The sequence below is a fragment of the Bacillus inaquosorum KCTC 13429 genome (assembly GCF_000332645.1).
GTDB classification, from domain to species: Bacteria; Bacillota; Bacilli; order Bacillales; family Bacillaceae; genus Bacillus; species Bacillus inaquosorum.
The window spans coordinates 17,989-44,754 of record NZ_AMXN01000008.1 but is presented as its reverse complement, the minus strand read 5'-3'; the positions used below and the strand labels follow the sequence as shown (position 1 = coordinate 44,754).

The 26,766-nt window shown below is 46.9% G+C and carries 20 protein-coding genes and 1 pseudogene; 13 read left to right on the top strand and 8 right to left on the bottom strand.

Translation table 11 applies throughout. The annotated features are described in order from the left end of the window. Positions 1-29: 29 nt before the first annotated feature. The 7 genes from BSI_RS03690 (at position 30) to putR (ending at position 8,497) form a co-directional block, all read left to right on the top strand. Positions 30-1,004, top strand: coding sequence for a LysR family transcriptional regulator (locus BSI_RS03690; protein WP_019257415.1), 975 nt, complete (start codon positions 30-32; stop codon positions 1,002-1,004). Positions 1,005-1,075: 71 nt separating this feature from the next. After that, positions 1,076-2,032: a cephalosporin C deacetylase gene (cah, locus tag BSI_RS03695; RefSeq protein WP_003241178.1), complete on the top strand. Its 957-nt coding sequence runs from the start codon at positions 1,076-1,078 to the stop codon at positions 2,030-2,032. Between the two features lie 84 nt (positions 2,033-2,116). Beyond that, on the top strand, positions 2,117-2,899 hold the full coding sequence (locus BSI_RS03700) for a nucleotidyltransferase domain-containing protein (protein WP_003241177.1): 783 nt from the start codon (positions 2,117-2,119) through the stop codon (positions 2,897-2,899). A gap of 189 nt (positions 2,900-3,088) precedes the next feature. Continuing rightward, a complete protein-coding gene (putB, locus tag BSI_RS03705; protein ID WP_003241176.1) occupies positions 3,089-4,000 on the top strand; it encodes a proline dehydrogenase PutB in 912 nt (303 codons plus the stop codon). A 17-nt stretch (positions 4,001-4,017) separates the two neighbouring features. After that, positions 4,018-5,565, top strand: coding sequence for an L-glutamate gamma-semialdehyde dehydrogenase (gene pruA, locus BSI_RS03710; protein ID WP_003241175.1), 1,548 nt, complete (start codon positions 4,018-4,020; stop codon positions 5,563-5,565). A 91-nt stretch (positions 5,566-5,656) separates the two neighbouring features. Next, a complete protein-coding gene (gene putP, locus BSI_RS03715; RefSeq protein WP_080030897.1) occupies positions 5,657-7,111 on the top strand; it encodes a sodium/proline symporter PutP in 1,455 nt (484 codons plus the stop codon). Between the two features lie 150 nt (positions 7,112-7,261). Further along, positions 7,262-8,497, top strand: a complete 1,236-nt coding sequence (gene putR / locus BSI_RS03720) for a proline utilization transcriptional regulator PutR (RefSeq protein WP_003241173.1) — start codon at positions 7,262-7,264, stop codon at positions 8,495-8,497. Between the two features lie 37 nt (positions 8,498-8,534). Here the strand turns inward: putR and BSI_RS03725 are convergent, their stop codons facing one another. The 3 genes from BSI_RS03725 to BSI_RS03735 all read right to left on the bottom strand — a co-directional run bounded on the left by BSI_RS03725 (position 8,535) and on the right by BSI_RS03735 (position 11,226). After that, on the bottom strand, positions 8,535-9,386 hold the full coding sequence (locus BSI_RS03725) for a TIGR03943 family putative permease subunit (RefSeq protein ID WP_003241171.1): 852 nt from the start codon (positions 9,384-9,386) through the stop codon (positions 8,535-8,537). A gap of 4 nt (positions 9,387-9,390) precedes the next feature. Then, a complete protein-coding gene (locus BSI_RS03730) occupies positions 9,391-10,275 on the bottom strand; it encodes a permease (protein ID WP_080030903.1) in 885 nt (294 codons plus the stop codon). Positions 10,276-10,371: 96 nt separating this feature from the next. Further along, complete coding sequence (locus BSI_RS03735) at positions 10,372-11,226, bottom strand: alpha/beta fold hydrolase (RefSeq protein WP_003241165.1); 855 nt, start codon at positions 11,224-11,226, stop codon at positions 10,372-10,374. A 162-nt stretch (positions 11,227-11,388) separates the two neighbouring features. On the opposite strand from BSI_RS03735, the gene ffoR reads away from it, so the two are divergent. Beyond that, positions 11,389-12,399, top strand: a complete 1,011-nt coding sequence (ffoR, locus tag BSI_RS03740; protein WP_003241163.1) for a ferredoxin--NADP(+) reductase — start codon at positions 11,389-11,391, stop codon at positions 12,397-12,399. Positions 12,400-12,429: 30 nt separating this feature from the next. On the opposite strand, the gene cobA is transcribed toward ffoR, so the two are convergent. The 5 genes from cobA to nirB all read right to left on the bottom strand — a co-directional run bounded on the left by cobA (position 12,430) and on the right by nirB (position 21,283). Beyond that, positions 12,430-13,881: a uroporphyrinogen-III C-methyltransferase gene (gene cobA, locus BSI_RS03745; protein ID WP_080030896.1), complete on the bottom strand. Its 1,452-nt coding sequence runs from the start codon at positions 13,879-13,881 to the stop codon at positions 12,430-12,432. A 60-nt stretch (positions 13,882-13,941) separates the two neighbouring features. Next, a complete protein-coding gene (gene nirD / locus BSI_RS03750) occupies positions 13,942-14,262 on the bottom strand; it encodes a nitrite reductase small subunit NirD (protein WP_003241158.1) in 321 nt (106 codons plus the stop codon). A gap of 29 nt (positions 14,263-14,291) precedes the next feature. Then, positions 14,292-16,709 (bottom strand): NADPH-nitrite reductase, encoded by a 2,418-nt coding sequence (gene nasD / locus BSI_RS03755; protein WP_003241157.1) that lies wholly within the window; start codon positions 16,707-16,709, stop codon positions 14,292-14,294. A 119-nt stretch (positions 16,710-16,828) separates the two neighbouring features. Further along, entirely contained in the window at positions 16,829-18,961 is a 2,133-nt protein-coding gene (gene nasC, locus BSI_RS03760) for an assimilatory nitrate reductase catalytic subunit NasC (protein WP_003241155.1), read from the bottom strand. Positions 18,962-18,967: 6 nt separating this feature from the next. Then, a complete protein-coding gene (gene nirB, locus BSI_RS03765; protein WP_003241153.1) occupies positions 18,968-21,283 on the bottom strand; it encodes a nitrite reductase large subunit NirB in 2,316 nt (771 codons plus the stop codon). 165 nt (positions 21,284-21,448) lie between these two features. Here nirB and BSI_RS03770 point away from each other — a divergent pair, with 165 nt between their 5' ends. From BSI_RS03770 to zinU, 5 genes and pseudogenes are all read left to right on the top strand, one after another. Next, the gene (locus BSI_RS03770; protein ID WP_032732281.1) at positions 21,449-22,654 is read left to right on the top strand and encodes an MFS transporter; all 1,206 of its coding nucleotides are present in this window, start codon (positions 21,449-21,451) and stop codon (positions 22,652-22,654) included. Between the two features lie 115 nt (positions 22,655-22,769). Next, positions 22,770-23,684: a GTP cyclohydrolase FolE2 gene (folE2, locus tag BSI_RS03775; protein ID WP_003241149.1), complete on the top strand. Its 915-nt coding sequence runs from the start codon at positions 22,770-22,772 to the stop codon at positions 23,682-23,684. A gap of 15 nt (positions 23,685-23,699) precedes the next feature. Beyond that, positions 23,700-24,266: pseudogene (locus BSI_RS0121560) on the top strand (L,D-transpeptidase). 82 nt (positions 24,267-24,348) lie between these two features. Beyond that, entirely contained in the window at positions 24,349-25,521 is a 1,173-nt protein-coding gene (locus BSI_RS03780) for an NAD(P)-binding domain-containing protein (RefSeq protein ID WP_003241144.1), read from the top strand. Positions 25,522-25,557: 36 nt separating this feature from the next. After that, a complete protein-coding gene (gene zinU / locus BSI_RS03785; protein ID WP_003241142.1) occupies positions 25,558-26,751 on the top strand; it encodes a zinc metallochaperone ZinU in 1,194 nt (397 codons plus the stop codon). The last annotated feature ends 15 nt before the right edge of the window (positions 26,752-26,766 follow it).

Sequence of the window (26,766 nt, the reverse complement as noted above, 5' to 3'; positions counted from 1 at the left end):
AACGATAGGATCAACCTATGGAGGCTGAAATGGATATTAAAGTGATGGAATACGCAGCGGAAATCGCCCGGCGCCAAAGCTTTACAAAGGCAGCAGAGCATCTTCATATCGCTCAGCCATCTCTCAGCCAGCAAATCAAAAAGCTTGAGACTGAGCTGGGGCTTACCCTTTTTCACAGATCCCACGGCTCTGTTACGCTGACACCCCACGGCCGGCGTTTCATTGAAAAAGCCGAGGACATTATTCGTTCCAGAGATGATTTGCTCCGGGAGATGCAGGAACGGTCGCAGGGGCTCGGACACAAGCTTTCCATTGGGATTCCCGCTGTAACGGGGAGATATATCTTTCCGCCTCTGCTGAAGCAGTTTTTGGCCCGTTATCCTCATGTGGAGGTTCAGCTTGTTGAAAAAGATCCGGTATCTTTAGAAGAGATGACGGCAAAGGGAGAGGTTGACCTTTCTGTTTTATCCTTGCCGATCGAGGATGAACGGCTCGCCATTACACCGTTGCTCACGGAACCGATTGTTCTCGCAGTGCCGAAGGAAAAACAAAGGTGGATGCCGCCGGAAATGATCGCGCTGATTGAGAAAGCGCTGGAGGGAGAGGAGGGCCGCAAGCCGTGCGTGCCGCTTGAAATGGTGAGGCACGTGCCTTTTATTCTGTTAAAAGAAGGCTTCGGTTTTCGCAGGACAGTTCTCGATCTCTGTGCGGAAAGCGGCTTTAAGCCGAATACAGCTTTTAAGACGAGCCATATTGAAACCGCCCAATCCCTTGTGGCCAATGGTTTAGGTGTGACAATGGCGCCGAATATGGTCAGAAGGGATAAAGATCCTGGTGTGATCTATTTATCTATTCAATCCGCGCCATCACGAACCCTCGTCTTTGTATTTTTAAAGAACCGCTACGTCAGCTTGACAGCTCAGGCCTTTATGGAACTGAGCCGGGAAAGTCTTAAACAAACGTTTGATGAAGGCAGTCTGGGAAACAAAAGTGAAAATATTTAGAAAACAGGTTCTGAACGTGGTAGTATAGGAATACAAACTAAATCTTATAAAACAAAGGAGAATAATCGGAAATGCAACTATTCGATATGCCGCTCGACCAATTGCAAACATATAAGCCTGAACAAACAGCACCGAAAGATTTTTCTGAGTTTTGGAAATCGTCTTTGGATGAACTTGCGAAAGTCCAAGCAGCACCTGATTTACAGCCGGTTGATTATCCTGCTGATGGAGTAAAGGTGTACCGCCTCACATATAAAAGCTTTGGAAATGCCCGCATTGCCGGATGGTACGCGGTGCCTGACAAGGAAGGCCCGCATCCGGCGATCGTTAAATATCACGGCTACAACGCAAGCTATGACGGTGAGATTCATGAAATGGTGAACTGGGCGCTCCACGGATACGCCGCATTCGGCATGCTTGTCCGCGGCCAGCAGAGCAGCGAGGATACGAGTATTTCTCCGCACGGTCACGCTTTGGGCTGGATGACGAAAGGAATTCTTGATAAAGATACATACTATTACCGGGGCGTTTATTTGGACGCCGTCCGGGCACTTGAAGTGATCAGCAGCTTTGACGAAGTTGACGAAACAAGAATCGGTGTGACAGGCGGAAGCCAAGGCGGAGGCTTGACCATTGCCGCAGCGGCTCTATCAGACATTCCGAAAGCCGCGGTTGCCGATTATCCTTACTTAAGCAACTTTGAACGGGCCATTGATGTGGCACTTGAACAGCCGTACCTTGAAATTAATTCCTTCTTCAGAAGAAATGGCAGCCCGGAAACGGAAGAACAGGCGATGAAGACACTTTCATATTTCGATATTATGAATCTCGCTGACCGAGTGAAGGTGCCTGTTTTGATGTCGATCGGTCTGATTGACAAGGTCACGCCGCCGTCCACCGTGTTTGCCGCATACAACCACTTGGAGACAGAGAAAGAGCTAAAGGTGTACCGCTACTTCGGGCATGAGTATATCCCTGCCTTTCAAACGGAAAAACTTGCTTTCTTTAAGCAGCACCTTAAAGGCTGATTAAACGGGAAAAGCCGCCGCGTATCATCAGGCGGTTTTTTTCTGCAAACTGCCGGAATGAGAACAGACTGGAGACGAATAGATATGAAACAAAGGATCATTGATGAATTAAAACGAATCGAGCAGTCATACGGAGTCAAAATCGTATATGCCGTTGAGTCAGGAAGCCGCGCATGGGGATTCCCGTCGCAGGACAGTGATTATGATGTCCGCTTTATTTATGTGCCGAAAAAGGAGTGGTATTTTTCAATTGAGCAGGAGCGGGATGTGATTGAGGAACCGATTCACGATTTGCTGGATATCAGCGGCTGGGAGCTGAGAAAGACGCTGCGCCTCTTCAAAAAATCAAACCCGCCGCTCCTTGAATGGCTGTCCTCAGACATTGTGTATTATGAAGCATTTACGACCGCAGAGCGGTTAAGAAAACTGCGGATGGAGGCATTTAAGCCTGAAGCAAGCGTGTATCACTATATCAATATGGCGAGAAGGAACGTCAAGGATTACCTTCAAGGGCAAGAGGTCAAAATCAAAAAATATTTCTACGTGCTTCGGCCTATTTTGGCTTGCAAATGGATTGAAAAGCACGGAACCATTCCGCCAATGGATTTTACGGTTTTGATGGATGAACTTGTTACTGAACCCGAACTGAAGGCAGAAATGGAAACCTTGCTTGAACGGAAAAAAAGAGGCGAAGAGCTTGATCTCGAAGCGAGAATTCATGTCATTCACCAATTCATTGAAACGGAAATCGAAAGAATCATGGAAGCAGCAAAATCGCTGAAAGCAGAAAAAAAGGATATGACACCTGAATTGAATCGTTTGCTTTTGAATACGGTTGAAGAAGTGTGGAAGGATGGAGGAAGCTGATGTTTTTTGTCGCTTCCTTTTCTCCTTTATTCGACAGAATGTCCCCCGACTTTCTAACTATCTGATTGTGGCAAACCCACAAAAATTATCAGAATCTTTGTATTTTGAGAATATTGTGAACCGCGGTTTTGTCCATTTACAATAAACTCATACAAATACTTCTTAGATTGCGGGGTGTTGAGGTTGGAAGTGATCACAAGAGATTTTTTCTTATTTTTATCCAAAAGCGGCTTTCTCAATAAAATGGCAAAGAACTGGGGAAGCCGGGTAGCAGCGGGTAAAATTATCGGCGGGAATGATTTTAACAGTTCAATCCCGACCATTCGACAGCTTAACAGTCAAGGCTTGTCAGTTACTGTCGATCATTTAGGTGAGTTTGTGAACAGTGCCGAGGTCGCACGGGAGCGTACGGAAGAGTGCATTCAAACCATTGCGACGATTGCTGATCAGCAGCTGAAATCACACGTTTCTTTAAAAATGACGTCTCTAGGTCTCGATATAGATATGGATTTGGTATATGAAAATATGACGAAAATCCTTCAGACGGCCGAGAAGCATAAAATCATGGTCACCATTGACATGGAAGATGAAGTCAGATGCCAGAAAACGCTTGATATTTTCAAAGATTTCAGAAAGAAATATGAGCATGTGAGCACAGTGCTGCAAGCCTATCTGTACCGGACGGAAAAAGACATTGACGATTTGGATTCTTTAAACCCGTTCCTTCGCCTTGTAAAAGGAGCTTATAAAGAATCAGAAAAAGTAGCTTACCCGGAGAAAAGCGATGTCGATGAAAATTACAAAAAAATCATCCGGAAGCAGCTCTTAAACGGTCACTATACAGCGATTGCCACACATGACGACAAAATGATCGACTACACAAAGCAGCTTGCCAAGGAAAATGGCATTGCCAATGACAAGTTTGAATTTCAGATGCTGTACGGCATGCGGTCGCAAACCCAGCTCAGCCTCGTAAAAGAAGGTTATAACATGAGAGTGTACCTGCCTTACGGCGAAGATTGGTACGGCTACTTTATGAGACGCCTTGCAGAACGTCCGTCGAACATTGCATTTGCTTTCAAAGGAATGACAAAGAAGTAAAAAAAGGAGAGATTATCATGACAACACCTTACAAACACGAGCCATTCACAAATTTCCAGGATCAAAACAACGTGGAAGCGTTTAAAAAAGCGCTTGCGACAGTAAGCGAATATTTAGGAAAAGACTATCCGCTTGTCATTAACGGCGAGAGAGTGGAAACAGAAGCAAAAATCGTTTCTATCAACCCGGCTGATAAAGAAGAAGTCGTCGGCAGAGTGTCAAAAGCTTCCCAAGAGCACGCTGAGCAAGCGATTGAAGCGGCTGCGAAAGCATTCGAAGAGTGGAGATACACATCTCCGGAAGAAAGAGCGGCTGTCCTGTTCCGCGCTGCTGCCAAAGTCCGCAGAAGAAAACATGAATTCTCCGCTTTGCTTGTAAAAGAAGCAGGAAAGCCGTGGAACGAGGCGGATGCTGATACGGCTGAAGCGATTGACTTCATGGAGTATTATGCGCGCCAAATGATCGAACTGGCAAAGGGAAAACCGGTCAACAGCCGTGAAGGCGAGAAAAACCAATATGTCTACACGCCAACTGGTGTAACAGTCGTCATCCCTCCTTGGAACTTCTTGTTCGCGATCATGGCAGGAACAACAGTGGCGCCGATCGTTACTGGAAACACAGTCGTTCTAAAACCTGCCAGCGCAACACCTGTCATCGCTGCGAAATTCGTTGAGGTGCTTGAAGAGTCCGGATTGCCGAAAGGCGTAGTCAACTTTGTTCCCGGCAGCGGAGCGGAAGTCGGCGACTACCTTGTTGACCATCCGAAAACAAGCCTTATCACATTTACGGGATCAAGAGAAGTGGGTACGAGAATTTTCGAACGCGCGGCGAAAGTTCAGCCAGGCCAGCAGCACTTAAAGCGTGTCATCGCTGAAATGGGCGGTAAAGATACGGTTGTTGTCGATGAGGATGCGGATATTGAATTGGCGGCTCAATCCATCTTTACATCAGCGTTCGGCTTTGCGGGACAAAAATGTTCTGCAGGTTCACGTGCAGTTGTCCATGAAAAAGTGTATGATCAAGTGTTAGAGCGTGTCATTGAAATTACGGAATCAAAAGTAACAGCAAAACCTGACAGTGCGGATGTTTATATGGGACCTGTCATTGACCAAGGTTCTTATGATAAAATTATGAGCTATATTGAGATCGGAAAACAGGAAGGGCGTTTAGTAAGCGGCGGTACTGGTGATGATTCGAAAGGATACTTCATCAAACCGACGATCTTCGCTGACCTTGATCCGAAAGCAAGACTCATGCAGGAAGAAATTTTCGGACCTGTCGTTGCATTTTCTAAAGTGTCAAACTTTGATGAAGCTTTAGAAGTGGCAAACAATACTGAATACGGTTTGACAGGCGCGGTTATCACAAACAACCGCAAGCACATCGAGCGTGCGAAACAGGAATTCCATGTCGGAAACCTGTACTTCAACCGCAACTGTACAGGCGCTATCGTCGGCTATCATCCGTTTGGCGGCTTCAAAATGTCCGGAACGGATTCAAAAGCAGGCGGGCCGGATTACTTGGCACTGCACATGCAGGCAAAAACAATCAGTGAAATGTTCTAAAGCGGGACTAAATGGGCATCCTCCCTGCGGGGATGTCCATTTCATCCATATACTATAAAAAAGAGGAGGAAGTGCCATAGAAAACACACAGCTGATTATCTCGATTTGTATTTATATGGCGTGGATGCTGCTGATCGGCTACTTTGCTTACAAGCGCACGTCGAATCTGACGGATTACATGCTGGGAGGACGTTCCTTAGGTCCTGCTGTAACCGCTCTCAGTGCGGGCGCTGCCGATATGAGCGGCTGGCTGCTGATGGGGCTCCCGGGCGCCATGTTTTCAACAGGTCTGAGCGGGGTTTGGATTGTGTTCGGACTTTGCCTTGGAGCATGGGCGAACTGGCTCTATGTTGCGCCGCGGCTGAGAACCTATACTGAAAAAGCGGGGAATTCCATTACAATTCCAGGATTCCTTGAAAATCGCTTTGGAGATCAAACAAAGCTTCTCAGACTGTTTTCAGGAATTGTGATTTTAGTCTTTTTTACGTTTTATGTATCGTCCGGAATGGTATCCGGCGGCGTCTTATTCAACAGTATTTTGGGGATGGATTATCACACCGGATTGTGGATTGTGACTGGTGTTGTTGTGGCATATACCCTGTTTGGCGGCTTTTTGGCAGTCAGCTGGACAGATTTTGTTCAGGGGATCATTATGTTTGCCGCACTCATTCTTGTTCCGATCGTTACGTTTTTCCACACGGGAGGAGCAGGTGATACAGTTGCTGAAATCCGCTCTGTGGATCCAGATATGTTTAATATTTTCAAAGGAACAAGTGTCCTTGGCATTATTTCTTTGTTTGCCTGGGGTTTGGGCTACTTTGGCCAGCCGCATATCATTGTGCGTTTTATGGCGATAACGTCTGTCAAAGAGATCAAAAGAGCGCGCAGAATCGGAATGGGCTGGATGATTTTGTCCGCAGTCGGCGCAGTGCTGACCGGTTTGGGCGGAATCGCTTATTACCATCAGCGCGGCATGACACTGAAGGACCCAGAGACGATTTTTATTCAATTAGGGAATATTTTGTTCCATCCGCTTATCACAGGTTTTCTGATTTCAGCTATTTTGGCTGCGATTATGAGTACAATTTCTTCCCAGCTGCTTGTGACATCAAGCTCTCTGGTAGAAGATTTGTATAAGTCGATGTTCAGACGTTCAGCTTCTGATAAAGAGCTTGTGTTTTTGGGCCGTTTGGCTGTTCTGGCTGTTTCAATCATCGCGTTACTGCTGGCTTGGGAGAAAAACAATACGATCCTTGGATTGGTCAGCTACGCGTGGGCGGGCTTCGGTGCGTCATTCGGGCCGGTTGTACTGCTCAGTCTGTTTTGGAAACGAATGACCAAATGGGGGGCACTCGCCGGCATGATTGTGGGAGCAGCAACTGTAATCATTTGGGCGAATGCCGGTCTTTCGGACTTTCTGTATGAAATGATACCTGGTTTTGCTGCGAGTCTATTATCTGTTTTTGTCGTCAGTGTATTGACGCAGGCTCCGTCACAAGCTGTCACAGACCAGTTCAACGACTACCACGATACAATGTCTCAATAAAGATCGAAAGGAGGAGGAAGGGGTTGTCCCTTTTTCCTCTTTTCTCCTTTTAAGCGGACGTTTTTTCTTTTGGAAACAAACGTATTTTTTTCTATACAAAAAGCCCCCGTATGGATATGATTAAAGTAAAAAAGTATAGGAGAAAAAGGTATGGAAGAGCTTTTAGAGAGAGTTTTTTCATTTTCAGATGTTGATAAGCTGATTGATTTTATCAGTTATGAACTGCAGAAACCAGTCATACTGGAAAGCGCGGATTTCTTTTTGTTAGCCTATAATTCTTACTATATTAACCATTTTGATTCTGCCAACCAGCAGACTATTTTTTCAAAAAAATGTCCGGTTCAGATTTTTGAGAGGTTTCTGAAGGACGGAATCATTGAAAAACTGAAAACAGAACCTGAGCCTTTTCGCGTCAATAAAATTGAAAGCATTGGGTTAAACCAGAGGGTGGTCGTGAGTGCGAAGCACAAAGGGGAAGTTATGGGCTACATCTGGGTTCAGGAGCTGGACCAAAACCTGACGGACGAAGAGCTCGACTTTTTGTATGAGACCTCTTTTCATGTCGGGAAAATCATTTATAAAACGAACAAGCTGAAACAGGAAAAGGAAGAAAAAGCAGAGGATCTCATCAAACGGGCCATCTATCAGCAATTTATCTCTGAGAAGGAACTTAGACGGGAAGCCGAAAGAATCAACACCGTGCTGCCTTCGATGTTTTCAGTTGTCATCCTGCACGCCGCAAATGGGGATGGGGAAGCGGTTGAGGATTTAAAGGAAAATATCAGGTCGTACCTGAATTTACGGGATAAAGTCAGTCATGTCTTAACGATCGAATCAAATATTGTCATCGTCGTAGCGAGTTTTTCCCAAAAAAGCTCCGTCTCCTCGGCAGCTTCAGAATTTATTAACAAGCTGTTAACACATTTTCACTTTCAAAAAATACCTACCCCTATTTATATCGGTATCGGAAACGAATATGATCACCTTTTAAAACTAGGCAAGAGCTACACAGAAGCACTTGAAGTCATCAAAGCCGCAGAAATCACCGGCAACCAGGAAAACATTCCATATGAATATGCCAAACTCGGCATTTACCGCTATTTAGAAAGCATTGAACAGAAAAATGAGTTTTTAGAATACGAGAATAAGGATTTGGCTTTATTAAAAGCAAAGGACCAAGAAAGCAGCACCGAGCTCCTGAAAACGCTGGAAGTCTATCTCCTCAACAACTGCAAAACAAAACCAGCAGCAGAACAGCTGTTTATTCACCAAAATACATTGAATTACCGCATCAAACAGATTACTGAAATGACGTCGATTGATTTAAGCGATTTCAGAACGCGATGCCAGCTCTATCTGGATTTGATGCTGATGAAAAAGAAATAAAAAAAGAAACCAGTACTTGTACTGGTTTCGTCTTCACTTAAAATCCTCTGTAAACGTACGGATCATCAGGCTTTTTAATGGTGTTCCAGTCAGTCACTTTCACAACAGGGAGCGTTGATTTGAATGGCTGATAATATTCTGAGGCCAGCGTGCCCTTAATTTGAATCCATTCATCATCCTTGATGTTGATGTCCTTCGGAAACTCCACAAGCATCCCGTACACGCCGGAATCAGCGATACAGTGAATGATGCCAAACCTCAATACGAAAAGCTGATTTTTGTTAATTGCGTTTCCTTTGTACGCAAATCCATGAAATTCAATCGTCCGCCCGAGAAATTCACCCGGATAGTTATATATCGTTTCCATTCCTTTTAGAAAATCATCATCGGTCAGAGAAATCTCTTTCTTGCTGGAATACTTATTAAACAGCTGTTTCATCTGTTTGTCATAGCTGTCTTGCGCGTAATAAAGGCTGGCATCAGGCCGCAAATACTGTGTTTGGGAGTAATGATCCCCGCTCTCCATCGCCTTAAACGAAAACCCTTTTGTTTTAACAATGGATGAGTCAAGCGTCGCAATCGGGAAGAAGATGCCCGACACTAAAGGGAAAATAAAAACAAGATAAATCAAATAACGCTGATAAAATGGTTTGTTTTGTTCATGTTCGTGATCATGGCCGCACCCGCAATCATGATCATGGTGATGCCCGCCTTTTTCAGGCGACTTGATAAATACATATGCTTGAACGACTGTCAGAATAGCCAGCAGGAAGATCGCAATAAAGGAAAGATAGGCATATTTCATATTGATATATTTTGTTAGATTTCCTGAGGCATGCAGATGATAAAAGAAAAACGTAAATCCCATCAGCACCAATAGACGAAACATCCAATCACCCCTTTACCAGTAGTGATCCCACTAAGACAATCACGACAATGTACGTAATCAGCAGGAAAACAAATCGTTTTTTGAAGGCTGCAAGCATCATCAATAGATTCTTAATATCCACCATCGCGCCAAAGACGAGAAAGGCGATTAACGATCCTAATGAAAATGTGCTGCTGAAGGAAGATGCAATGAACGCATCGACCTCTGAACAAAGCGACAAGACAAACGCCAGTCCCATCATCACGAGGGAAGAGGATACATCATTCTGCCCGATCGCAAGCAGAGTGGATGTTTTGACATACGTCTGCATAGCAGCAGCGATAAAGGCGCCGATGATTAAATATTTCCCAACGGAGAAAAATTCATCAATCGCGTGACGCAAGGTCCCTCCCAGCTTTTGAAGCAGGGTGTGGTGATGATGATGGTGATGCCCGGATTCATCAGGCTTTAAAAGCTGATTATCCTTAAATTGATAGGATAAGATGATCCCAATGATCACCGAAACGGCGAGCGCCAGTCCGCCCCGGTAAAAGACAACGCTCCATCTATTCCCAAACGCAATATAAGTGGAAAATAAAACGATAGGGTTAATGATAGGCGCGGTCAGCATGAAAGCGACGCCCGCATGCAGAGGAACCCCCTTTAACAGAAGCCGCCTCGTAATCGGGATGATACCGCATTCGCAGGCGGGAAATAAAACCCCGGCCAGCGCACCGAATAAAACGGCGAGAAAGCGGTTTTTCGGCATGATCCTCGCAATCATTTCTTCAGAAACAAATATTTGAATGATTCCGGAAAGTATGACGCCAATCAGAATAAACGGAATGGCTTCTATTAAAATGCTGATAAAAATAGAATTCAGCTGAAGAAAAGATGATTGTGCTGTCACAATAAAACCTCCGCTCATGTTAAGCTGCCTCTTATGTTACCAGAAAAAAGGCACTGCTTGTTTGACGGAGGAGGGGGAAGGATTGTTTCACCTTGTTTAGGATTCCAAAAATTCGAGTATGATTCTGTCTGTTTCAGCAGCTTCTTTCCCAAGCCAAATCAGGTGCCCCCATGAGTGAATCAAACAGAGAGCAGCGTCAGGAATGTGTTCTTTTGCATGATGTGCATGTGACAAGTCGACAAATCCATCGTAAACGCTTTGCATTATCAGTACGGGGCATGTGATGGCCTGCAGCTCTTTTGAAGAGACAGCGGCGGTTTGTGGCAAGTCGAGCAGAAATCCTTCACCTGAGCGCTGCCTGCTGTTCATTTTTCGAAATGCTTCTATGTCTTTTTCATCCATCATGGACTTGATTCGCTGAAACGAAAGCGTGCTGAATTGCGGACTCATAACTCGAAACATCAAACGCGGGAAGGCGTTATTCAGAGAAGAAGCCAGCTTCCACAGCCACTTTTCCACCGGAGGGCGGAAGAGGATTCTCCCAACTTTGTATTCCGTGTCTTGAGGGGTGAGCCATTCTTTGGTGATCGCGGATTGCAGGGTCAGAGTGTTTGTCCTTTCTGGATGATGTGAGGCAAAGCATATGCCGCTCGGGCCGCCTGCTGAGATGGCAATCACATGGACGCTGTCGATTTGTAAATGATCTAACAGCTTCACATAGAAACGGCAGGCGTCGGCAAGACTTTTTCCAATCTCTTTTGACGTTCGTCCGTAGCCGGGCCTTGAAGGCGTGATGATGGAGTACCCATGCTCGACCAGCGACGTGTACCCGAATTCCTCGTAGCAATTTGAATGCCCGCCATGCATGACCATAATGGGGGCTCCCTTGCCTGTCACAGAATATTCTAGTGTAAGTCCTTCGAAAGTGATCGTTCTGACTCGTCTTTTCATCTGTTTCTCCCATTTGTTTTTTGCCTATTATAGGGTTTTCAACAATTTACCACAAGAAGAAGAAATGAATAAACAAAGGCACGTAAAATATGATATACTTTGTATTGATATTCATTCTCAATTAAAATGATTTGATATAGATGTGTACGGGAGGCAGGACGGATGGCTGAGAATCAAGAGGTATATGACGTTACGATTATAGGCGGAGGGCCGATCGGGCTGTTTACGGCTTTTTACTGCGGGATGCGGGAGCTGAAAACGAAAGTGATCGAATTTTTGCCGCGGCTTGGAGGGAAGGTGTCTTTATTCTTTCCTGAGAAAATCATTCGCGATATCGGCGGAATACCGGGGATTGCGGGAAAGCAGCTGATCGAGCAGCTGAAGGAGCAGGCGGCGACGTTTGACCCTGACATCGTGCTGAATCAGCGCGTGATCGGTTTTGAACGTCTTGATGACGGCACTATTGTGCTGACAGGTTCTGAAGGAGAAAAGCATTATACACGAACCGTCATTTTAGCTGTCGGCATGGGGACACTTGAGGTCAATGAGTTTGACAGTGAGGATGCGACCCGGTACGCGGGCAAAAATCTTCATTATGGGGTGGAGAAGCTTGATGCGTTTAAAGGCAAGCGGGTCGTAATATCAGGCGGCGGAGATACTGCGGTCGATTGGGCTAATGAGCTGGAACCGATTGCAGCGTCTGTGACTGTCGTTCACCGGCGCGAGGAATTCGGCGGAATGGAAAGCAGCGTGACGAAAATGAAACAATCATCGGTACGGGTGCTTACTCCTTATAGGCTGGAGCAGCTGAGCGGCAATGATGAGCGAATCCAAAGTGTGACCGTTTGTCATACTGCGTCTGGCCATAGGGAAGACGTAGAGGTTGATGAGCTGATCATTAATCATGGGTTCAAAATTGATCTCGGGCCGATGAAGGAGTGGGGGCTGGAGATTGAAGAAGGCAGGGTGAAAGCTGACAGACATATGCGGACGAATCTTCCGGGCGTGTTTGTAGCGGGTGATGCGGCTTTTTATGAAAGCAAGCTGAGATTGATTGCCGGCGGCTTTACGGAAGGCCCGACAGCGGTCAACAGCGCGAAGGCTTATTTGGACCCTAAGGCCGAGAATATGGCGATGTATTCAACCCATCACAAAAAATTGGTGCATAAATAAAACAGCCCTTGAGAAAAGGGCTGCTTGCAATCAGCTGTGAAGGAGCTTTTTTTCCGCCTGTTGATTCTGAATGAGAGCAAACAATTCCTCCTGTTCTTGGACAGCTGTGAATCCATAAATGCCGGCAGCTGAGTCATCGCCTATGCAGACGATGGGAGGTCGGCTTGCTGACGGTTCCGGCGAGATGCTAATTTGTTCTCCTGCGCTGATCAATTGCTGAACGGATGGTTTGCTCGGACAAATGATCATGTGCAACGGAGATTCACTGATGGTTCGCTGAATCATGTGGGTGAACCGGTCATCTATAACATTTTCATGGGTGACATAAAGCGAACAGGGCTTCTGCGTCTGCATGTTTTCCACTGCATGGCGGCTCCCGACAACAAGACGTTTTTCAGATTCAGGCTGACTGGCGGAGACGCGAAAACCTCGTTTTTCAAGCTCTTGCTCTGCATGTTCAGATGCCGCACTCAGTCCGGCTGTCAGCTGGCGGATGTCGATTTTCTTGGAAGCAAGTGTTTGGAAAAATTCACAAACCGCACGGCGCGATGTGAAAAAAATGTCTTCAAAGGTGCCGATTCTTTGAAGAATCTCTTCATTGACAGGCATGTTCTCAGTCCGCCATTTCGGCCATTCGATGACATCGGCACCGGAATCGCGCAGCTTGTCTGCAAGCGGGTCTTCATCTTCGCCATGAGTGACAACCATCATGTGCTGTCCGATGAGTGGTTTGCTTTCAAACCAGCTGTGTGTTTGAAAGTTGACGATATCTCCGATGACGATAATCGCAGGGTTTGTGATCTGGTGTTCCTGAACTTTTTGCTGAATGTTCTCGAGCGATCCTTTCACACTCCGCTGTCGGCCCCACGTTCCCCATTGGACCACAATGACAGGGACGGAAGGAGATTTTCCGTACGCAATGAGCTGCTTGCAAATATAAGGTAAATTCTTGACGCCCATGTAAAAGACAAGGGTTTGAACGCTCCGGGCAAGTCCTTCCCAGTCAAGATTCGGCGTTCCTTTTAACGATTTATCATGCGCCGTAATCATGGCAAAAGACGATGCGAAATCCCGGTGCGTGACAGGGATGCCCGCATATAGCGGCGCTGCAATTCCAGAGGTGATTCCCGGAACCATTTCATAGCGGATGCCGTGCTCATGGAGAGCATCTGCTTCCTCGCCGACTCTGCCGAATACGCTCGGATCTCCGCCTTTTAAACGGACGACGGTTAACCCCTTTAATGCTTTTTCAACCAGCAGGGCGTTAATTTCTCTTTGTTTCATAAAATGGCGGTCTGGCAGTTTTCCGCAATAAATAAACTCGCAGTCCGGTGATGCAAATTCGAGCAGCTTCGGGTTGGCGAGCCGGTCATATAAAATGACATCTGCTTCCTCCAGCGCCTGTTTTCCTTTAATGGTGAGCAGCCCTGGATCGCCGGGGCCGGCTCCCACGAAATATACGATTCCGTTCTTCATGGTCATGTCATCCTTCCGTCACTGTAAAAAATGAAGGATCACTTGAAAAGTGATCCGGTCTTTTGATCAATATACGAGATAAACATGTTCTCCTTCGATCAGCGTGTCGTATGTTTTGACGCATCCGTGATCAGGTTCTTGGACAATTCCGTCTTCCAAGGAGATTTTCCAGTCGTGCATCGGGCAGAAAACATATTCGCCGCTGACGATGCCTTCTGCCAGAACGCCGCCCTTATGCGGACAGCGGTTTTCGATGGCGCGGATGCTTCCATTTGAAAGCTTGAAGACTGCAAGCTCCTTATCTTCAATATACACTGTTTTGCCTAATTGTTCAGGCAATTCTCCAATTTTTCCGATACATACTTTTGTTACGTCTTTGTTCACCATGTCCGTTCCTCCTCAATGTTTTTTTGTCATTATGATGTCGTCACGACATTTTCAAATAATTCTTTAGAGGTTTGTTTGTTTTCCAGGAAATTCTTCCACGGATCCTTGTGGACAGAGAGTGTTTCATTCATTCGGTCGTTCAGCTCCTGCCGTTTTTCCGGATCGTTTAACACGGATTGGACATGGGATAAACCGACGCGCTCAAGCCATGCGGAAGTACGCTCCAGATAGTTTGCGGTTTCCCGGTAATATTGCAGGTAAGCGCCTGCGTATTCTAAGACTTCTTCATTTGTTTTCACCTTCATCAGCAAATCACCGGCGCGCAAATGGGTTCCGCCGTTCCCGCCGACGTAAAGCTCCCAGCCTCCGTCAATGCCGACAACGCCAAGGTCCTTAATGCCGGATTCCGCACAGTTCCGCGGGCAGGCAGACACGGCCATTTTGACTTTATGAGGCGTGTTCAGCCCTTCGAATTTTTTCTCAAGCGCAATGCCCAGTGCCATGGAGTCTTGTGTGCCGAAACGGCAGAATTGCTCACCTACGCACGTTTTTACTGTGCGGAGTGTCTTTCCGTACGCGTAGCCTGACGGCATATCAAGATCTTCCCATACCTTCGGAAGGTCTTCTTTTTTCACGCCGATGAGATCAATTCGCTGGCCGCCGGTCATTTTCACGAGCGGGATCTCATATTTGTCGACGACATCTGCGATCTTGCGCAAATCTGTGGAGTTGGTCACGCCACCGTACATCCGGGGAACGACTGAGTATGTTCCGTCTTTTTGTATGTTGGCGTGCATTCGTTCATTAACAAAGCGGGATGTCCGTTCATCCTCGTATTTGGTTGGATTGATCATGCCTAAGTAGTAGTTCAGAGCAGGCCGGCATTTGGAACAGCCTTCTGGTGTTTTCCAGCCGAGCACATTCATGATTTCTCTGGTATGTGACAGCCCTTTGGCTTTGATTTCTTCTACGACTTCATCTCTCGACAATGTGGTGCAGCCGCAAATCGCTTCTTTTTGCGCTGACGCATCAAAGTCTGATCCGAGCGTATGCTGGAGGATTTCTTCTACGAGCGGCTTACAGCCTCCGCATGAGCGGGATGCACCGTTGCATGCTTTGATCTCGTCCGTTGACGAGCAGCCCTTTTCCTGTATGGCTTGAATAATGTCACCTTTTGACACGCCGTTGCAGCCGCAGATGATTTCATCGTCGCTCATCCCTGCGGTAATGCTTGTGCCTGCTTCTTGGTTGAGAGGCTGTAAGATTGATATTTTAGAGGTTTCAGAGATATCGGCTTCTTTTTGAATCATAGAAAACAGGCGGTTGCCCTCGCTGCTGTCGCCGAATAAAACAGCACCGACAATTTGGTTGCCTCTCAGGACGATTTTTTTATAGATGCCGTCCTGCTCATCGAATACTTTAATCGCTTTTTTGTCCTCTGATTCATCAAAGTCACCGGCAGAGAAGACCTCGACGCCTGATACCTTTAACTGAGTAGAGAGAACGGAGCCTTCATACGGTTTTGTTTCGATGCCGCACATATGCTTCGCCAGCACTTTGGCCTGTTCATAGAGCGGCGCCACGAGCCCGTATGCGATTCCCCGGTGCTCAGCACATTCACCGACTGCATAAATGTGCGGGATTTCAGTTTGCATATAATCGTTGACAATGATTCCGCGGTTAACCGGAATGCCGCTTTCGGCTCCAAGTACTGTATTCGGGCGGATGCCGACAGCCATGACGACTAAATCAGCTTCAATGCTTGTGCCGTCTTTGAATCGGACGCCTTCGACACGGTCATCACCGACAATTTCTTCGGTTTGCTTTTCAAGTAAAAAGGTCATTCCTTGTTTTTCTAACTCGTTTTGCAGCAGGCGTCCTGCTGTTGCATCAAGCTGGCGTTCCATCAGGAATGGTGCGAGATGGATGACGGATACCTCCATGCCGAGATTCAGCAGTCCGCGCGCGGCTTCCAAACCGAGCAGGCCTCCGCCGATGACGGCTGCTTTTTTATATTGTTTTGACGCGGCGAGCATCGTGTCTGTATCTTTGATGTCCCGGAAAGCCGTGACGCCTTTTTTGTCTGCGCCCGGAATCGGAAGGATAAAAGGGACAGAGCCTGTCGCCAGGATCAATTCGTCGTAAGGCTGGATTCGGTCCGCGTCTGTGATGACCGTTTTGTTTTCTGTGTCCACTTTGATGACTGTTTCATTTGTATACAATTGAATATTGTTTTCTTCGTACCAGTCCCAATCATTTAACGTAATATCTTTGATGTCGGTATCGCCTTGAAGCACTTTTGACAATAGGATTCGGTTGTAGTTGGGATGCGGTTCGGAACCGAAAATTGTGATCTGAAATTCATCTTTTGCAACACTCAATATCTCTTCAATGGCCCTTACCCCGGCCATTCCATTTCCAACAAGGACTAGCTGTTTTTTTCCCATCAGATGATCCGCTCCTTATCAATGTTTTTTCCAGCGTAGCACAGCAAAAAGGAATATTTAAGATACATGTTATAAAATGTAACAAAATATACGAAAAGTTCTAAAAATTTTATGAAAAATTAAATAGGTTTGATTCGGACCGCGCATATCTTAAAACCGGGCATTTTACAGGCTGGATCTAAGGCTTCTCCGATTAAATCATTCACGTTTTGAGCATCCGCCCAATGGATGGGAACAAAAACGGTGTCTTTTCTGATTTGTTCCGATAATTTGCTGCGGACAGTGATGCTTCCCCTCGGGGATTCTATTTTTACGAGAACACGGTCTTCAATATGGAAAGACGCCGCTGTTTGCGGATGGATTTCCATAAATGATTCAAAATGTCTCGCGGCAAGGGCGGCGCTTTTTCTCGTTTGGACGCCTGTTAAGTAGTGAGACATGACCCTGCCTGTCGTTAAATACAACGGATAATCGGCTGTCGGCTTCTCTTTTGGAACAGCCGGTTCGTTTGGAATCACACTTAATGCCGCTTTTTGGTCCGGATGTGCAAATGAGTCCGCAAACAAGCGCCCGGTTCCGGGGTGATCAGGTTCCGGACACGGCCAGTGAATGCCGCCTTCACGTCTGAGCCTGTCATATGTGATGCCTGAATAATCGGCAATTCCGCCTCGGCTTGCCTCTCTTAATTCATTAAAAATATCCTCTGCTGACGTGTAAGAAAAGTAACGGCCTTTCCCGAGAGCGGATGCGATCTTACAAATGATCTGCCAATCATGCTTTGCTTCTCCGGGACACGGCCGGCTTGCTTCTCTTAATGTCACGCGGCCTTCGACATTTGTCATGGTGCCCTCATCTTCTAAGTAAGAGGAGGCGGGCAAAATCACATCAGCGTATGTTGCAGTTTCAGAAATAAACAAATCGATTGCGACAAAGAAAGTCAGTTTTCTTAATGCTTTTTTCACGAGATTTGCATTTGGACTGGAGACAGCAGGATTGGAGCACATGAGGAACAGTCCTTTGATGTCGCCGTCATTGATTTTTTCCATCATTTCATAGGCTGAGACACCTTTTCGCGGGAGTTCATCCTGATGGATTCCCCACACTTTCGCAATATGCGCCCGGTGTTCTTCATTTTCGATAGAACGGTAGCCTGGAAGCTGATCGGCTTTTTGGCCATGCTCTCTGGCGCCTTGCCCGTTGCCTTGTCCGGTGATCGCCCCGTAGCCCGAGTAAGGTTTGCCGATTTTTCCTGTGATCAGCACCATGTTTAAGAAGCCTTTCACAGCCGCTGTTCCATCGGTTTGCTGTTCGATCCCGCGGGCTGTAAACAGCATGCCGGACGTCTCCTTGGCAAACTTCACGGCCGCTTTTCGCATGTGCGCCAGCGGGACACTCGTCTGTTCGGCGATATCATTCAGGCTCAGCGCGTCAGTATGCTGCTTCAGCTCCTCGAACCCACTTGTTCGTGATCGAATGAAATCCTCGTTAATGAGCTGTTCGTCGATGATGATTTTGACGAGACCGTTGGCAAGAGCGGCGTCTGTGCCGGGTTTGATTTTCAGATGAAGATCGGCGATTTTCGTTGTCGCGGTTTCACGGGGATCAATGGCAATGATGTAAGCTCCGTTTTCTTTCGCTTTTTCAAAATATGGCATAATCGTAGGCTGGCATTCCGCAATATTGGTGCCGGCCAGTATGATCACACGGGTGTGGGGGATGTCTGATAATGGATTCGTTAAGCCTCTGTCCGCGCCGAATGTTTGGTTGGCTGCCGTTGCTGCGGCGGACATACAAAGTCTCCCGTTGTAGTCGATGTATTTTGTCTGTAAGCCTACCCGCGCGAACTTCCCTAACAAGTACGCCTCTTCATTTGTAATCGAGGCGCTTCCGTATACAGCCATGGCGTCATGTCCGTGTTCAGTTTGGATCATTGTCACTTGGTCTTTGATATGATTCAGTGCTTCTTCCCAGGAAACAGGCATAAACTCGCCGTTTTTCTTCAGCAGCGGCCGGGTGATGCGGGAGGAGTTCAGGGCATGCTGGTGGGCGTTCAAGCCTTTCATGCATAACCGGCCCTGTGTCGTAGGATTATCAATCCCAATCGCTGTGTACTTTTTTCGTGTGACGATGGTTTGTTCCACGAGCTGCATTTTGCACTGCATGCTGCAAAACGGGCATTGGGTGTCATACGTTTTTTCTGATTGGATGTCTTGCTGTTTCTCGCGGAAATATCTAAGCAGTCGTTCAGTCAAAATGCCTCATCCTTTCTTATGTTCGCCTGCCTCTATGGGCGGGTTTTGAATCAGTGACAGGTCAATTTGGAGGCTTTCCATCAGCTGTGTCCTTAGATCCTCTTCAAATAGCACTTCTCTGATATGCACGATCCCGAGACGGTCCATCCACTGATGTACGGCTTCCTCGTAATGAGCCGTTTCACGATAATATTGGATCAGTCCTTTGATCATGCCGGCAGTGCTGTCTGCGTTGTCTGTCACGCAAAACAGGGCTCCGGTACGGGCATGAGTTCCCCGGACACCGCCGATGTAAATGTCCCAGCCAGCTTTTGTCCGAATCGCGCCGAAATCTTGTATGGCGGCATCGATGCAGTCTGTTTCACATGATAAGCTGATAGAAATATAGGCGGGCATGGAAAGCATCTCAAGATGTCTCTCGATCTGGGCTGCAAGCTGCTGAATCGATCGGTTTTGTCCGCATGTACATGCTTTGACACTTTGCAGTGCGCGGCGGTGTTCATTGGAGCAAACGGGCATTTTCAGGTCTTTTTTGATGTTCGGGAGATCCGCAGGTTTGATCCCGGAAAGCTTCAGTCTTTGGCCGTGAGTGATGGATACGCCAGGGATGCTGTATGCCTCGATGATGTCAGCGATATTTCTTAGTTGCTCCGCGTTCGTCAGCCCGCCGTACATTTGCGGAACCAAGGTGTATGTATCTTCGGCGGCTGATTCAGGCTGAACAAAACCAGGGTGTAGCATTTCCAGGTAGTATTGAATCGCCGGGACACACTTGCTGCATCCGTTTTTCGTTTTCCAGCCAAGCTGGCTCATCGCTTCTGCCGGATCAGTGCATGGTCTGCGCTGAAGCTCAGCAATGATGTCGTCTTCCGTAAAATCGGTGCAGTCGCAAAACGCAGGTGGGCCGGCGGGCTCTGTATATTCGCCGCTGGTCATGTGCTTCAAAAGATCTTCAACGAGCGGCTTACATCCTCCGCAGGAGCCGGATGCTTTGGTGCAGTGCTTGACTTCCTCAACAGTTGTTAAGCCTTTCGTGTGCACCGCTTCTTCAATCCCACCTTTTGTCACTGAGTTGCATTGGCAAATTGTTTCACTGGAGGGCATGGATTCAAATAATGTGTCGGTTTTCTCGGGTTCGATGATCTGCTTTTTGACAATGGAGATGTCTCTTTGTTTGAGCAGGCTGTCGAGAAATCGTTGCTTGTCACGTGTGTCTCCGAATAAAATAACGCCGGCCAGTTTGTCATCCTCAAAGAGTGCTTTTTTATAAACGCCGGCTTGCTCATCGTAGATGTTGATGCTCGTCGTGCGTTCATCTTCGTGAATCTTTCCGGCTGACCACACATCAATTCCAGCTATTTTTAAAGCTGCAGATGGTGCTGAGCCTTGATATCCCTTACATAGAACGCCGCAAATATGTTTGGCGAGAACATTTCCCTGCTCATAAAGCGGGGCTGCCAAACCATATACCGTTCCGTTATGCTCGGCGCATTCCCCGACGGCATACACATTCGGTTCGCTCGTCTGCATGTAGTCATTCACGATGATCCCGCGGTTTACTGCAATTCCGGCTGATACAGCCAATTCAATATTCGGCCTCACGCCAGCCGCCATCACAATCAAGTCTGCTTTCAGTGAAGATCCGTCTTTAAAACGGATTCCGTCTGCCCGCGAGGTGCCAGAAATGGATACGGTGTCTTTCTCTAAAAGAAAGGTTAAGCCTTTTCGTTCCAGCTCCGTCTGCAGCAGCCGCGACGCCGTTTGATCGAGCTGTTTTTGCATGATGCCGGCGGAGTGGTGAATGACGTTGACATCCATGCCGAGATGCTGTAAACCGACAGCAGCTTCCAGTCCTAATAAGCCGGCTCCGATCACCGCTGCCTTTTGATAGTGTTTGGCCATGGTCATCAACGCCTGGCAGTCTTCTATTGTTCGAAACCCGTATACGCCTTCTTTGTCTGCCCCGGGGATGGGGAGAATATGAGGGGAGGAGCCTGTTGCCACAATTAATTTGTCATAAGACAGCGTGCGCTTCCGATCCGTGATGACCCTCTGCTGATCTGTATCAATTTGGACAACCGTTTCGCCCGTGTAAAGGGTAATCCCATGCTTGGCGTACCAACCCTTGCTGTTTAATGTAATGTCATCGAGTGACGCCTCACCCTGCAATACAGAGGATAAGAGAATGCGATTATAGTTGGGATGCGGTTCGCTTCCGAAAATGACAATCTCGAACATTTCGCGATTCAACTTCAATACTTCTTCAATACAGCGGATTCCGGCCATTCCGTTCCCTGCTAACACCAATCTTTGTTTCTTCATGTGCCAGACCTCCTTTGATTCTCCTATTAAAAATTATGTCACAACGCATTGTTAACGCATTAAACGTGTCACAAAAACTTACACATGTCTTTTCCAGAAAAAAATGGTCATATATCCTTAATTCAGAAAATTTAAATTAATCAAGGGTCAAGAAAGGGGAAACTTATGAAGCTGTCGGAACTGAAAACTAGCGGTCATCCACTCACTTTGCTCTGTTCCTTTTTATACTTTGATGTGAGTTTTATGATATGGGTTATGCTTGGGGCGCTGGGTGTTTATATTTCTCAGGATTTTGGCCTGTCTCCTTTTGAGAAAGGGCTTATCGTGGCTGTGCCGATTTTATCAGGATCTGTGTTTCGTATCATTTTAGGAATATTAACGGACAGAATTGGACCGAAAAAAACGGCAGTGATCGGGATGCTGGTGACAATGATTCCGCTGCTTTGGGGGACATTTGGCGGCCGGTCGCTGCCCGAGCTGTATGCCATCGGAATTCTGCTTGGCGTGGCGGGGGCAAGCTTTGCCGTTGCGCTGCCTATGGCAAGCCGTTGGTATCCGCCACATCTGCAGGGGCTTGCGATGGGGATCGCCGGCGCAGGGAACAGCGGCACTTTGTTTGCAACCCTGTTTGGCCCGCGTCTTGCAGAGCAGTTCGGCTGGCATATTGTCATGGGAATTGCGCTTATTCCTTTGCTGATCGTCTTTGTACTTTTTGTATCCATGGCAAAGGATTCTCCTGCACAGCCGGCGCCGCAGCCGCTCAAAAACTATCTCCATGTGTTCAGGCAAAAGGAAACATGGTTTTTCTGCCTGCTGTACAGCGTCACATTCGGAGGATTTGTCGGGCTATCAAGCTTTTTATCTATTTTCTTTGTCGATCAATACCAGCTCTCAAAAATTCACGCTGGTGATTTCGTTACATTATGCGTGGCGGCGGGGAGCTTTTTCCGGCCTGTCGGGGGCTGGATTTCGGATCGTGTCGGCGGCACGAAAGTTCTTTCTGTATTGTTTGTCATCGTGGCCCTGTGTATGGCTGGAGTCAGCAGCCTGCCGTCTCTTTCAATGGTCATCGTTCTTTTGTTTGTCGGAATGATGGGGCTCGGAATGGGGAACGGAGCCGTATTTCAGCTCGTACCGCAGCGCTTCCGCAAAGAAATCGGCATGGTGACCGGAATTGTCGGCGCGGCCGGCGGCATAGGAGGATTTTTTCTGCCGAACATCTTAGGATCGCTAAAACAGATGACAGGCACATATGCTATCGGTTTTATCACGTTTTCCTGTATCGCGCTGCTGGCGTTTGCGCTCGTGCTTGCCGCAGGCTATTACTGGAGAAAAAGCTGGAGCACGGAAAGCAGCCCCGCTGATATTTAGGCTTTGACGGACACGCATGTGTGCGTGTCTTTTTTATTTTCTCTTGATTTTCATCAGTGAACCCATCAAAATAAATAGTAATTATTACGATTTGTTAATGAGAGGAGTTTTCTGATTGAATCAACATACGCCGCTTCCGGGAAAACCGGAACGTCTTCAATACTTTGGATCGGTCAGTCCGATAAAAGGCGAGAAACCTGTAGAAAAAGAGAAAATGAAGGATCTGCAAAATATCAGGAAGGATTATTTTTTTGACATTCAGCATGTAGGTGTCGCTAATGTATTCCATCCGGTCACAATCACTTCTGCTATGACGCCTGCTGAGCAAACAACGGCTGCAAAATTTACAATGACTTGTGATTTGCGGAGAAATCAGAAGGGGATTAACATGAGCCGGTTAACAGAGCTTCTGCATGTCTATCATCAAAACGGCTGGATTCTCTCATTTTCCTCACTTCAGCAATTTACGAAAGAGCTTGCGGAAAACATGGGCCAGTCCTCTGCTTCAGTCGAAGTGCGGTTTCCATGGTTTTTCGAACGGAAAAGCCCGAAGCTTGAGAAAGCGGGTCTGATGCATGCTGACATATTGATGTCTGTCACCTATCGCGAAGATCAGCCGTTTGAACAGCGTGCAGGCATTTCAGCGAAAGTAACGACTCTGTGCCCTTGCTCCAAGGAAATCAGTGAATACAGTGCCCATAATCAGAGGGGAACGGTCAGCATTTGGGCTGATATTCATCCGGCCGCATCGCTGCCAAGCGATTTTAAAGCCGATTTGCTTCACGCCGCAGAATCAAATGCCTCTGCGAAACTGCATCCGGTGCTGAAGCGCCCTGATGAAAAAGCCGTGACGGAAACAGCATATGAAAACCCGAGATTTGTTGAGGATCTCGCCCGGCTGATTGCCGCGGATTTGTATGAGCTTGAATGGGTGTCAGCCTTTGAGATTGAATGCCGCAATGAAGAATCGATTCATCTCCACGATGCCTACGCGAAGCTGCGTTTTTCGAAACAGGTGGATAGAATATGAAACCGCTCATTATTAATTGTTGCAGTTCTTGTGCCGGCCAGCCTGCTGTCAGCGTGTTCTTATCATACGTAAGAACACGCAAGTTTAAATACGAAGAAAACGGACGAGCACATAACGGCTGCCCGAAAACCAGAAAAAACAAGCATTGATTGGACAAAGCCTTCAGGCGGTGAATACCCGGATATCAAGCAGAAGCATGTCTGGATTGATGTGGACGTGAAGGAACAGAAGGCTTACATCAAAGAAGGGAGCAAAACCATCTATACAATGATTGTCTCGTCAGGACTTGATCAAACAAAGGATGATGCTACGCCAAAGGGCACCTTTCATATAGAGCCTGAACGGGGAGAATGGTTTTTCTCTGAAGGATATCAGGAAGGCGCGGAATATTGGGTCTCATGGAAAAACCATGGCGAATTTTTATTTCATAGTGTGCCGATGACAAAGGATAAAAAAGTCATCGAAAAAGAGGCACAAAAACTTGGGGGGAAGGCATCTCACGGATGTATCAGGCTGACCATTCCAGATGCGAAATGGATATATGAAAACATCCCCGAACATACAAAAGTTGTGATCAGCTGAACTAAAAGCGGTTGACAAAAAGGAAAAAAGAACATACGATTTAAATCGTAACAATTACGTTTTGTAGAGAGGAGATTCTCCCATGTATAAATGGCTGATCATTGGCGGCGGCATCCAAGGCACTACCTTGGCTGTGCATCTGGTGAAAAGCGGAAAGGCATCGATTAAGGATCTTGCTGTCATTGATCCCCATGAACGGCCTCTTGAATGCTGGAAACGAAACACAGGCCGCATTCAGATGAAATACTTGCGCTCTCCATCGGTTCATCACGTGGACACAGAGCCGTTCAGTCTGCAAATGTATGCGGATAAAAGCCAATGGCCGGAAGTGTTCTTTGGAAGGTATAAGAGGCCCTCGCTGTCGCTCTTCAATCAGCACTGCGAGACTGTGCTGGATGAGATACATATTGAGCAAGCATGGAAAACAGGCACAGTGACAGATTTGAGAAGGACAAACGGGTTGTGGGAAGCGGAGACAGATGCCGCCGGAACAATTACGGGTGAAAGAGTGGTTTTAGCCATGAGTTTTTCTCATCAGCCTTCATGGCCGGAGTGGGCAAAACCATTTCAGAATGACGGCATCTATCATGTGTTTGATAGAGATGTGGACGATGTAAGGAATGAAAGTGTGCAAATGGCAGTTGTAGGCGGGGGGATAACGGCGGCTCATTACGCCATAAAACTCGCAGATGACGGCCATGATGTCACGATGCTAGTGAGGCATCCGTTCCGAATCTATGACTTTGACAGTGATCCGGGCTGGCTTGGTCCGAAATATATGAAAGCATTCAGTAAAACGTCAGACTATCAAAAGAGAAGGCAATGGATCACAAGCGCGAGACATCGCGGCTCTTTTCCAAAGGACATTTCAAGAACGCTTGCTGTCTATAGGGAAGAGGGCAGAGTAAAAGTTATTCAGGATGACATTGATTCTTGCCAAAAAACAGTTGACGGTAAGATACAGATACACGGTAAGAACAGCGAATCGCCATACGAATATGAGCGTATCGCACTGGCAACAGGTTTTACCTCGGACATCAGCCGGTTCGAGTGGGTACAGAGAGCGGCGCAAGCCGAGCAACTGCCTTATGCAGGCTGCGGTTTTCCGATTGTCGGACAGGATTTGCAATGGGGAAAAGGATTATACGTAATGGGAGCCTTTGCTGAATTAGAAATCGGGCCGACAGCGAGAAATATTTCCGGAGCGCGAAAAGCTGCTTACACCATTGCACATACGGCGAAGCATACATTTTAAATCGTAATCATTCTATTTTATAAGGAGGACATTACCATGAAAAAAATTCCGGTTACCGTACTGAGCGGTTATCTTGGAGCGGGAAAAACAACATTGCTGAACAGCATTTTGCAAAATCGTGAAGGCTTAAAAATAGCAGTCATCGTCAACGATATGAGCGAGGTGAACATTGACGCGGGCTTGGTGAAGCAGGAAGGAGGCCTTTCAAGAACAGATGAAAAGCTTGTGGAAATGTCAAACGGCTGTATTTGCTGTACGCTTCGTGAAGATTTATTAATTGAAGTCGAGAAGCTGGCAAAAGAAGGGCGGTTTGATTATATCGTAATCGAATCAACGGGAATCAGTGAACCGATTCCGGTGGCCCAGACTTTTTCTTATATCGATGAAGAGATGGGAATCGACCTTACAAAATTCTGTCAGCTGGATACGATGGTGACAGTCGTTGATGCCAACCGTTTTTGGCATGATTATCAGTCAGGCGATAGCCTTCTGGACCGCAAAGAAGCACTGGGGGAAGGGGATGAAAGAGAAATTGCCGACCTCTTGATCGATCAAATCGAGTTTTGCGATGTTCTGATCTTAAATAAATGTGATTTGGTCAGCGAGCAAGAGCTCGAACAGCTTGAAAAAGTGCTTCGCACACTGCAGCCAAGGGCCAAATTCATTCGTTCTGTTAAAGGAAATGTAAAACCCCAAGAGATTTTACATACAGGGTTATTTAACTTCGAGGAAGCGAGCGGATCTGCCGGCTGGATTCAAGAACTGACGGCAGGACATGCGGAACACACCCCGGAAACAGAAGAATACGGCATCTCTTCATTTGCGTTTAAGAGACGGTTGCCGTTTCATTCTACACGGTTTTATCGCTGGATGGATCAAATGCCAAAGAACGTGGTTCGCGCAAAAGGAATCGTCTGGTGCGCATCTCATAACAACCTCGCTTTGCTGATGTCGCAAGCCGGGCCGTCGGTTACGATTGAGCCTGTATCCTATTGGGTGGCGGCGCTGCCTAAGCTTGAGCAGGAGCAAGTCAAACAGCAGGAGCCGGAAATTTTGGAGGACTGGGATCCAGAATTCGGTGACCGCCTGACACAGCTGGTGTTTATCGGAACAGACTTGGATGAAGAAGCAATCACGAAAGAGCTTGATCAATGCCTGCTGACTGAGTATGAATTTGATTCCGACTGGTCGCTCTTTGAGGACCCGTTTAAATGGAAGCTGAATCAATAGAAAAAAAGCCGTCTC